The 10127-nt window shown below is 52.0% G+C and carries 10 protein-coding genes; 3 read left to right on the forward strand and 7 right to left on the reverse strand.

Annotation, left to right across the window (positions count from 1 at the left end):
• Positions 1–565 (reverse strand): MFS transporter (locus tag H7A81_RS22375; protein WP_255479021.1); only part of this gene is annotated, 565 nt, incomplete at its 3' end.
• Positions 566–644: 79 nt separating this feature from the next.
• On the opposite strand from H7A81_RS22375, the gene H7A81_RS22380 reads away from it, so the two are divergent.
• Together H7A81_RS22380 and H7A81_RS22385 are read left to right on the forward strand one after the other, a co-directional pair.
• The gene (locus H7A81_RS22380) at positions 645–1310 is read left to right on the forward strand and encodes a TetR/AcrR family transcriptional regulator (RefSeq protein ID WP_182058759.1); all 666 of its coding nucleotides are present in this window, start codon (positions 645–647) and stop codon (positions 1308–1310) included.
• A gap of 59 nt (positions 1311–1369) precedes the next feature.
• Positions 1370–1834, forward strand: a complete 465-nt coding sequence (locus H7A81_RS22385; RefSeq protein WP_182058760.1) for an SRPBCC family protein — start codon at positions 1370–1372, stop codon at positions 1832–1834.
• A 55-nt stretch (positions 1835–1889) separates the two neighbouring features.
• Here H7A81_RS22385 and H7A81_RS22390 read toward each other — a convergent pair whose 3' ends face one another.
• The 5 genes from H7A81_RS22390 to nac all read right to left on the reverse strand — a co-directional run bounded on the left by H7A81_RS22390 (position 1890) and on the right by nac (position 7012).
• Positions 1890–2978, reverse strand: coding sequence for an ABC transporter ATP-binding protein (locus tag H7A81_RS22390; protein ID WP_182058761.1), 1089 nt, complete (start codon positions 2976–2978; stop codon positions 1890–1892).
• 7 nt (positions 2979–2985) lie between these two features.
• A complete protein-coding gene (locus H7A81_RS22395) occupies positions 2986–4050 on the reverse strand; it encodes an extracellular solute-binding protein (RefSeq protein WP_182058762.1) in 1065 nt (354 codons plus the stop codon).
• A 21-nt stretch (positions 4051–4071) separates the two neighbouring features.
• Positions 4072–4875: an ABC transporter permease gene (locus tag H7A81_RS22400; RefSeq protein ID WP_166934444.1), complete on the reverse strand. Its 804-nt coding sequence runs from the start codon at positions 4873–4875 to the stop codon at positions 4072–4074.
• A complete protein-coding gene (locus H7A81_RS22405; protein ID WP_166934442.1) occupies positions 4872–5774 on the reverse strand; it encodes an ABC transporter permease in 903 nt (300 codons plus the stop codon). The genes H7A81_RS22400 and H7A81_RS22405 overlap by 4 nt, the downstream gene beginning before the upstream one ends.
• Positions 5775–6112: 338 nt before the next feature.
• The gene (gene nac, locus H7A81_RS22410) at positions 6113–7012 is read right to left on the reverse strand and encodes a nitrogen assimilation transcriptional regulator NAC (RefSeq protein ID WP_182058763.1); all 900 of its coding nucleotides are present in this window, start codon (positions 7010–7012) and stop codon (positions 6113–6115) included.
• A 490-nt stretch (positions 7013–7502) separates the two neighbouring features.
• On the opposite strand from nac, the gene H7A81_RS22415 reads away from it, so the two are divergent.
• Complete coding sequence (locus H7A81_RS22415) at positions 7503–8582, forward strand: porin (RefSeq protein WP_304622200.1); 1080 nt, start codon at positions 7503–7505, stop codon at positions 8580–8582.
• 70 nt (positions 8583–8652) lie between these two features.
• Here the strand turns inward: H7A81_RS22415 and H7A81_RS22420 are convergent, their stop codons facing one another.
• Positions 8653–9924, reverse strand: a complete 1272-nt coding sequence (locus tag H7A81_RS22420) for a Glu/Leu/Phe/Val dehydrogenase (RefSeq protein WP_182058765.1) — start codon at positions 9922–9924, stop codon at positions 8653–8655.
• Positions 9925–10127 lie beyond the last annotated feature (203 nt).

Below are 10127 nucleotides of genomic sequence, written 5' to 3' on the forward strand. Positions count from 1 at the left end.
CGCGTGCGTCCTCTATGTAGTTGCGCCTGTACGAATCGTTGACTTTCATATTCTGTTTTTTTTTGTATAACACAGCCGCGAGCCCCCCCTTGACCCCCTGTGTTTCCACTCTTCCCCTACCCGCCCCTCTCCCAACGCGTTCTGCTGGTGGAATAATATCCGCGACGGCCGCCATACTGACCACCATCAGTCCGCCACCGCCGAGACCTTGCAGTGCGCGGGTAAAGATCAGTTGCTCCATATTTTGCGCCAGGCCACACAGTGCCGAGCCGATGAGAAACAAGATGACCGAGATTTGTAGCACCGTTTTACGGCCAAACAGATCGCCGAACTTGCCGTAAAGCGGGACAACAATTGTCGAGGCCAGCATGTAGGCCGTGACGATCCACGACAGCCGATCAAGCCCGCCCAATTCACCCACAATGGTTGGCAGTGCTGTCGAGACGATGGTCTGGTCAAGGGCGGAAAGCAGCATGACCAGCATCAATGCGCCCATCAGCAAGCGGACGGAAGGAAGACGCTCTTCTCCACTGCCTGAGTGCGGCACAAGTGTTTTAGGTTTCATATCAGACACCAATTGAAATTAATTAAATACACAATTAATATTGATCGAAGTCTGACATGAAACAAGTGAGCGCGTAAAGATGACCGCACAAAAAGTCCCAGCTGATGATAAGACAACCTCTGCCAAACCCCGCCGTCCTGGACGTCCTCGGGGCGGAGCCATCACTGCACAACAGCGCGAGCACCTGTTGGACATTACGCTTGCGATTTATGCCGAAAGCGGCATCGCTGAAACCTCGCTGAATGCGATTGCACGTAAAGCTGGCGTGAGTCCGGCAATGCTCAACTACTATTTTCAGTCGCGCGAATCGTTGCTAGATGTGGTGGTTGAGGAGCGCTTTTTACCGCTACGCCAGCGTCTTGAAGCTCACTTCAACAACGACGAAAGTGACCCTGTCACTACTTTTAGTGGATTTATTCGTGAAATCGCTGACATAGTACTGAACAATGACTGGTTTGCCCCACTGTGGATGCAAGAAGTCACCAGCGGTTCTCACGGCTTAGGTCAGCACATTAAAGAACGATATGGTCATGCGGGACGAGACAAAGTCAGGGCTTTGATTGTGCGCTGGCAACAGCAGGGATTATTAAATGCGGCGCTAAATCCCGATTTGTTGATGACCTCCATCCTGAGCATGATACTCGTGCCCTTCACACGCTTCGCCAATGAGCCGGAGTTTGATACGGAGCTGATTGTCCAGCACACGCTTAGCCTGTTCTGTCAGGGTATCCGCCCGCTCAGCTAACCCGTTTTCTGCTTCGCATCTACACTGTTGAAATGATATTCAGCGAGCAGGAAAAAATGATGATTCTTGATGCCGACACCGACTTACAGCTTGAGCGTACCCTGCAAGTACCCGCCGATGTGATTTGGCGCTGCTGGACCACACCAGAACATCTCCAACACTTTTTTGTGCCTAAGCCTCATAAGTTAGTCAGTTGCGATATCGATCTGCATCCTGGTGGTCGGTTCAACACGATTTTTGAGGTGGAGGGGAATGAAATGCGCAACGAAGGGGTATTTCTGGAGCTGATACCGGGTCGGAAGCTGGTTTTTACCGATACCTATACAGAAGGATGGAAACCTGCTGAGCATCCTTTCATGACCGCAATATTGCTACTGGAACCGCTCAATCCGCACGCGACTCGTTACGTTGCCATTGCCAGGCATCGCAACGCTGAAGCACGCGCCGAACATGAAAAAATGGGCTTTCATAGCGGCTGGGGCATGGTTGCCGATCAGCTTGAAGCTTATGCACAGACGCTTTAACTCTGGCCGAATCAAGTGTGGCACGCAAAGTGCGGCCCAAAGGCCGCAATTCATCTTACTCATACACCACGTGATTACTGTCGCTATTCCACTCTGCCAGCACGCGGTCTCCAGCGACAAAATTCTGCGGATCGTCTCCACCCTGCGTTTGCTTCCACGCCATCAGGGTTTCCCCATTGGGAAGGCGCAGGTTGTAGTGCAACATGTAGCCGCGATACACCACCTGTATCACCTCCGCAGCCGTAGCATTGCAGGTGGCCGTCCCCAGCGGCTGTTGTAATGGTGATAAACGCACCGCTTCAGGGCGAATTGTCACAGTCGCTTTACCTTTTAACTCCCCCTCCACCAGCAAACGCACACCGCTTTCAGTCTGCAATTCACTGCACCCGCTTTGAGAATGCATCACTTCGGCAGAGAGGAAATTTGAGGCACCGATAAAGCCTGCCACAAAGGCCGTGGCCGGTTTTTGATAGATCTGGGCGGCGCTCGCCACCTGCTCCAGCTTGCCACCCTGCATCACCGCGATTTGATCCGCCATGGTCAGTGCTTCATCCTGATCGTGCGTCACCATAATGGTGGTCAAACCGAGACGCTGTTGAAGTTGACGGATCTCCAACTGCATACTTTCACGCAGACTCTTGTCCAGTGCCCCCAGGGGTTCATCCAGCAGAAGCATATCCGGTTCGATCACCAGCGCACGTGCCAGGGAAACGCGCTGCTGCTGGCCACCAGATAGCTGTGCAGGTAAACGATCACGATAGCTTTTGAGCTGTACCATATCGAGCGCTTTTGCCACACGGTCACTGTATTCGCTGCGCGACTGTCCGCGCATCTTCAAGCCAAACGCCACATTCTCTTCAACGGTCATGTGCGGGAACAACGCGTAATTTTGGAAGAGCAATCCAATATTGCGGCGATGCACTGCCGTTTCCAGAATCGATCGTCCTCCTACGAGAATATCACCCGATGTCGGTGTCACTAGCCCCGCCACCATGCGTAAACAGGTGGTTTTGCCACAACCACTGGGACCGAGTAGCGCCAGGATTTCGCCCGCATTCACGGTTAATGAGACATTCTCAACGGCCACGGTCTTGCCGTAATGTTTGCTGAGGCTATCAAGCCGTACTTCATAAGATCGCTGCATCATCGCCTCACGCGTTGAAGGTTTGATTGTAGCGCTCCAGTAACTCGGCGCGACGCGGGATGATGTAGGTCCAATCCGGTGTGAACAGGTTTAGTTGCTGCATTTTCTCTTCGGGATAGGCGAGATATTTCAGTGTAGACTCATCAAAGTTAATGCCTTGCACCGTTGGCGCACTCAGCGTCACTTCTGCCAGCATCTTCTGCACATCTGCATCCAGCAAACGGTTAATCCACGCCAGCCCCAGTTCGCGTTGTGGTGCCCCTTTCACTAACGCTAAACCGTTAATGCCAGTAAACGCGCCCTCTTTCGGGAAGGTCATATCCAGCGGAATCCCTTTTTTGGTATGCGGGTAAATGGCTTTTGAATACTCGATGCCACCCACCATCGCCTGCCCCTGCGCCACCATCATCACCTGCGCTTCGCCGTCGTACACCGTCATCACGTTATTTTTGAGTTCCGCCAGCTTGTCCCAGCCTTTATCGATTTCATACTGCGCTTCCTGCAGCGGCTTGCCGGTCGCCAGCGCGGCAGCAACGATCAGCATTAATATGCTTTGCGTATTCTTAGGCGTGTTCAAAATCATTTGGTGTGCAAACTGCGGCGTGAAAATTTCGTTATAGCTCGCAATCGGTTTGGTCATTTGCGGATTGATAAACAGCCCGGCCATCGAAACCGAGAACCCCACGCCGTAGCGATCGCTCAGCAAATAGCGGTCAAAAACATTTTTCAGGTTAGGAATACCTTCAGTTGGCAACGGATCGATCAGACTTTCCGCTTTCGCCTGAGGTACGCCAATATCGTCCATCGACATCACGCTGAACACGGGTTTGGCTTTGGTGGCACGCAGTGCAGCAATGTTCGCCAGCGTAGCGCCCTCCGTGGTCAGCACTTTACAGTTGTACTCTTTCTCAAACTCCGGCAGGACTTTCTGTTTAATCAGCGCGCCCTGTGCCGAATTGTACACGCCCACTTGCAACACACGGTCGGTGGCATTGGCTTTCACCTGGATATAAGGCAGCAGCGCGGCACCCGCCACTGCTTTTATAAAGGTACGGCGTTTCATAGCACTCATAGAACATCCTCTGGTGTGAAGTTATGCGGCCATCGCACGACGCAGGCCAACCAATTTTTCCAAAATGATGACCACCACGGTGGCGAGTAAAATAATCAGCGTTGACATGGTGGCAACGGAGGGATCAAACACGGTGCCGATTTGGCGATAAAGGACGACCGGCACCGGGGTATTTTCCGAGTCGGCTAACCACATCGAAACCGGGTAATTATCGAAAGACACCATGAAGCAGAAGATGGCACCGGACATCACACCCGGCACAATCTGTGGCAAGATCACCTGACGAAACGTGGCCCAGCGCGAGGCGCCAAGCGTCCGTGCGGCTTCTTCAAGGCTGGGATTAACCAGTTCAAGGCTGGTAATGACGGTGCGCACCACATATGGCGACGTCACCACGGTATGAGCCAGTAACAGGTTGAGTTTGGCGTTGCTCCAGCCGTAGCCGGTAAACAACTGCAGCAGAGCAAGGCCGGTGATCAGCACCGGGAATATCAGCGGTGACAACAGCAGACCTTTGCACAAATCGGCACAGGGTAAATTGCCGCGTACCAGCGCAAACGCCGCCGGAATACCAAGCAGTAGAGAGAATAACGTGGTGCCTAATGACAACAGCGTGCTGAACAGCAGCGCGCCGGTAAACTCACTGTTACCCAGTACTTTGCTGTACCAGTCCAGCGTGAATCCACTGGGAGGGAAGCTGACAAAATATCCATCTGAAAAGGAAATCGCGATGATCAGCAATATCGGGGCAAGGATAAACACCATCATTGCTGCGGCGAAAACATATAGCGCCGCCCCGCCCCAGCCTTGTAAACGCACATTCATTTTGCCGTTCCTGGCAGACGGCGTCCGCTGAGTAACTTCATTGAAAGTGTATTTACCGTAATCACAATAAACACCAGAATGGCAGCAATGGTGGCACCGAATGGCCAGTCATACACCGCGACGATCTGTTGCTCGGCCAGGTTGCCCAGCATCTGCGCGCGCGGGCCACCGATTAGCGCGGGAATAACATAAGAACCCGCCGCCAACGAGAACACCAGGGTCATCCCCGCGACCAGCCCCGGCAGGCTGAGTGGAAAGGTGATACGGAGAAACACCTGCCACGGAGGCGCACCCAACGTTCGGGCTGCAAATGGCAAATTGCCATCAATTTTTCCCAACGCTGACGCCAGCGGCAACACCATCATGGGAAAGAAGATTTGCAGTGACGCGATAATTACCGCCCACTCTGTAAACATTAACGCGTTGGGACGCTCAATAAATCCGAGATGCAACAGCACATAATTCAGTAATCCGGTAGGGCCATTATTCAGGATCAGTTGCCAGCCATAGGCGCGCACCACTACACTCACGGCCAACGGTGCGATGATCACTAGCGTTAAAATACGTGCCAGCAACACGTTACCCCGCACCAACACCGTCGCAACCGGATAGGCTAATACTGCAGCAATCAAAGACGTGATAAGGCTGATGCGCAATGTGTTCCATAACACATCGCTGTAGAGCGCCACTGAAAAGAAATGCCAGTAATGGCTAAAGGTCCAGGGGGCACCGATATTTCCATCGCTAGACTGTGTCATCAAACTGAACAACATCAATTTAACGGCCGGGGCAAAAAAGAAAAAAAGTTGAAACGCCAGCAGCGGAATAATTAACAAAGCGGGCGATTGCCAGCGACTGGTTAATTTCACCCGTGGCATCGGCGTGGGAATAGCAGTCATCGGAATTCCTCCAGACAATATCATGCACTACGCCATAAAAATCATGACGACATCAGAGAAAACTATGTAGAGTCAGAAATTCCGCGTTATAATATAAGCAATTAAAATGACGTCTATTGCCCTTTAAATTTCTGCGTCACAAAACGTTAATGTAATTGATTGCTGTCGTCCCAATACATTTTCACAATGCGCATATTCATTTCGGTTATGGGCGAAAAGAGAGGATTGAGAAAATATAGATTATTGTTGGATTAGCAGAAAATGGCGGCATCATCTCGCTGGCCGCCAGTGTGATTTAATCAATAAAAGTCATTGTGTGGGTTTTGATTCCCTGCCGGTCACAGACTTTGGGTCAATTCGATGAGCAATTCGCGCACTGCAGCTGCAGGTTCAGACAGCGGAGTACGATCGGAGACGCAGAGAGAGAGCGTTTGACTGATGGCAGGGCCACTGATGGATCGGATCACCACATCCCGGGATTCTGACTGAATACGCTCGGCAATCGCTTTCGGCATGATGGTACAACCAAGGCCCGCATCTACAGCGCGCGCAATGCTTTTTACCGCCTCCAGCTCTCCTACAACATTCAAACTCAGGTGATGCAGGCTAAAGGCTTCATCAATGGCCCGGCGGACAAAGTTATAAGAGGGTGGCAATAGCATAGGCAAAGCGCTGAGTTGGTTGACTTGCAGCGCCCCACCATCATCATCGAAATCAAAATCTGCGTGAGCAACAAAATAGAAAGTTTCTTCCAGCAGCGGTTCGTAATGCAGTCCTTTAACCCCACCGCTGCCGTGCAACAGTGCCATCTCAAGCCGACCATTTACCACTAATTCACTGTAGGCTTGCCCCACACTCTCAACCAGATGCAACAGAATACCCGGATGGCGCACCCGCATCTCACTCAACAACGCCATCGACAGCGTGGATGCGGCGCTAAACGGTGCCAGCCCAACCGAAACCCGGCCCGATAAACGCTGTCCTGCGCTGAGGACGTCGACCTCAGCTTGCGCAAACTGACGCAGCATGGCATGCGCATGGCCGTACAGCACTTTACCGGCTTCAGTTGGCACTACGCCCTGTTGACTGCGGATCAACAACTGCCGTTTAAAATGTTCCTCCAGAGCCACTAACTGCTGGCTAAGCGCTGGTTGCGCGATATGCAGTGCATCGGCCGCGCGAGTAATACTACCCATATCAACAATGGTAATGAACGACTTCAGACGTCGGATATTCATAGTTTCCGCCACATTCATATTTGCCGGGCACGTAATGTACCGTAGGCTACTGTGACTTTATCGATAATTGATTTTGGACGGTAAGAAGGTTTACTTGTCTCCGGATAGGTGTTTTATATGGATGCATCGTATTATTAGCGCGCAATGAAATAAGAAAATAATATTTAGCCAAAACAAAATTATCTTATCGGTAATCCTGATATCCCCCTATGGTGATTCGCACGTTTCGTTAACGCAGAAACTTACCTAAAAAAATTACAATAATAAATATCCTACCCAACGAAATTCGCTGACCTGTGTCATTACCTGACGGCATCTTTGATGTGTGCGCTTCATCCGCTGGCTGGCTGCTGGTGTGTTTCACTCGACGCAATATTGTGTGTTCGACAAACTTAACAGCCAGCGGAAATTTTTCCTGATTCCTTCCATCGTGCAGCCAGTTTGCGCGGTGCTTATACCAACAAAATGACAAATACTCCGACGAGGATAAATGATGAAGCTGAGTTTAAAACTTTGTATCGCCAGCGCCCTGTTCGCTTCTGCATTCAGTCAAGCCGCCGAGATTTACAATAAAGACGGAAACAAATTAGATCTGTACGGCAAGGTGCAGGGAGAGAATTATATCTCCAGCAACGACAGCTTAGGTGGTGATCAATCTTATATGCGCTTTGGTTTTAAGGGCCAGACGCAGATCAATGACCTGATGACCGGCTATGGTCAGTGGGAATATCAGGCACAGCTCAACAATAGCGAAGGCAGCGACGCGCAAAGCGGTAATAAAACGCGCCTTGGGTTTGCGGGTGTAAAAGTGGGCCAATACGGTAGCTTCGACTATGGCCGTAACTATGGTTTGGTTTATGACGCCATTGCTTACACTGACGTACTGCCCGAATTTGGCGGCCCAACCGGCACCGCCGATGGCTTCCTGCGCGGCCGTTCAACCGGTGTCGCCACCTACCGTAACCGCGATTTCTTTGGTTTAGTCAATGGTTTGAACTTTGGTTTGCAGTATCAAGGCAAAAATGATCGTGATGCCATCAGTAAAGCCAACGGTGATGGCTGGGCAACGTCACTTGGCTACGCCACCGATTTTGGTGTGAGCGTGGTGGGCGGTTATGCCAATCTGGATCGAACTAATGCACAGAATGCCGAGGGCGTTTACGGACGGGGTGCAAAGGGTGAAAGCTGGGCAGTAGGCGCGAAATACGATGATAACCAGTGGTACTTTGGCGCTTTCTACGGCCAGACCCGTAATGCCTACGCCATCAGCAATAGCTTAACCGGCGAAAGTGGATTCGCGAATAAAACCGAAAGCCTGGAGGCCACGCTGCAATACCAGTTCCTGAACGGTATCCGCCCTTCCATCTCCTGGGTACAAACTAAAGCCAAAGATATCGAGGGTATTGGAAACGAAGACCTGCTCAAATTCCTTGAACCAGGATTGACCTACTACTTCAATAAAAACATGAAGACCTTCGTGGCGTATAAGATCAACCTGCTCGACGATAACAATAAACTCGGTCTGCCAAATGATGACCAGGTAGCATTGGGTCTGGTGTATCAGTTCTGATACCCTTGGCGATAAGCCAATGGCGGCCTTGTGGCCGCCATTTTTCGTTTGAGTCACCGCCACTCGCAAATTACGGATACAACCCGCGATCCTTTCTTGCCAGCAAGATCCGTTCACAGGCCACAGCGTAAGCCGCTGTTCTCAATGTCACGTTCAGCGCATCCGCTTTATGCCACACCGTTTCAATCGCGTGCTGCATAATGCTGTCCAGCCGTTGATTGATCTCCTCTTCGCTCCAGAAGAAGCTGGAGAAATCCTGCACCCATTCGAAGTAACTCACCGTCACGCCGCCCGCATTCGCAATCACATCTGGCACCACAGCAATGCCGCGTTGCTGCAAGATATCATCCGCTTCCGGTAGCGTTGGGCCATTTGCCCCCTCAATAATCAGGCTGCACTTCAGTTGGTTGGCACGTTCAGCAGTAATCTGCCCTTCCAGCGCAGCAGGCACCAGAATGTCGTAAGGCTGCGTCCAAAAATGTTCATCCGCTATGGTGTCAGCACCCGGGAAGCCCGCGATACTACCGTGAGCCTGCTGCCACGTCTGTAACGCCGGGATATCCACTCCGCTGGACAAATACAATGTGGCTTTGTGATCCTGCACCGCCACCACTTTTGCCCCAATCGCATGGAACAGTTCGGCGCTGACGCTGCCAACGTTACCAAAACCCTGCACCGCCACGCGGCTACCTGGCACATCAATGCCCAGCTTAGTCGCAGCGCTGCAACCGGTGACGAAAACCCCGCGCCCGGTGGCTTTGACGCGCCCCAGTGACCCGCCCAGATGCACCGGTTTGCCGGTCACTACGCCGGTGGTAGTGGCGCCAACGTTCATCGACCAGGTATCCATCATCCACGCCATTACCTGCGCGTTGGTTCCAACATCAGGGGCGGGAATATCCTGTTGGGGACCAATCATATTGCCGATCTCGCTGGTATAGCGCCGGGTTAAACGCTCCAGCTCTTTCTGGGATAAGGTTGCCGGATCGACACGCACGCCGCCTTTTGCTCCGCCAAACGGCAAATTCAGTGCGGCGCACTTCACCGTCATCCATGCAGAGAGCGCCATCACCTCCTGCAACGTCACATCAGGATGGAAACGCACCCCACCCTTACCCGGCCCACGCGACAAATTGTGCTGCACGCGATAACCCTCAAAATGACGCACTGAGCCATCATCCATTTCCAGAGGGATATCAACGATTAATGCCCGCTTCGGATGCGTCAACGTATCGGCCCAACGGCTGAGATCGCCCAGCAGTGGCAACACGCGTTCAACCTGCGTCAAATACGTTGACCAGGCTGAGTGACAGTCGCCTGTCACATAGGAAAGTTCAGACAAACTGACCTCCAGATTTTACTGTCAGGATAGAAAATGCCGCCAACGGCAGAATGGCGGCGAGAGGATTGGTTTAGTCGTGCAGGCCGAGTTTTTTCTCCAGATAGTGGATGTTGGTGCCACCCTGCTGGAAATGTTCGTCGGACATGATTTTCATCTGCAGCTCGACGTTGGTCTTGATGCCGTCGATGATCAGTTCCGCCAGC

It is taken from the genome of Pantoea sp. ME81, from assembly GCF_903970985.1.
GTDB classification, from domain to species: domain Bacteria; phylum Pseudomonadota; class Gammaproteobacteria; order Enterobacterales; family Enterobacteriaceae; genus Pantoea; species Pantoea communis.